At 67.5% G+C, this 394-nt stretch carries 1 protein-coding gene; it reads left to right on the top strand.

The features are described 5' to 3' along the window. A partial coding sequence (locus ETD85_RS62750) for an AMP-binding protein (RefSeq protein ID WP_138699160.1) occupies nt 1–394 on the top strand: 394 nt, incomplete at both ends.

Below are 394 nucleotides of genomic sequence, written 5' to 3'. Positions count from 1 at the left end.
GGGGGTCGGTGACGGTTGCTACCGATCTGTTCGATCCGGAGTGGGCTGAGCGGATCGCGCGGTATTGGGTGCGGGTGTTGGAGACCGTCGGCACCGACACGCGGACACGGCTGAGCGAGGTTGACCTCCTTGGGGAGCACGAGCGGCGTCGGGTGGTGGAGGAGTGGAACGCCACGGCGGCCGATGGGCTCGGCGTGCCGGTGGTGGAGTTGTTCGAGGCTCAGGTGGTGCGTCGGCCGGATGCGGTGGCGCTCGTCGGCTCTGAGCAGGTCACTTACGCCGAGTTGGATGAGCGGGCGAATCGGCTGGCTCATGTTTTGATCGGCGAGGGTGTCGGGGCTGAGTCGGTGGTGGGGGTGTGTCTGGATCGGGGTGCCGATCTGGTGGTGGCGGT

The organism is Nonomuraea zeae (assembly GCF_005889725.1).
In the GTDB taxonomy this organism is placed as follows: Bacteria; Actinomycetota; Actinomycetes; order Streptosporangiales; family Streptosporangiaceae; genus Nonomuraea; species Nonomuraea zeae.
Note: the sequence above shows the minus strand (reverse complement) of the source record. Positions and strands in the feature narration are given on the sequence as shown.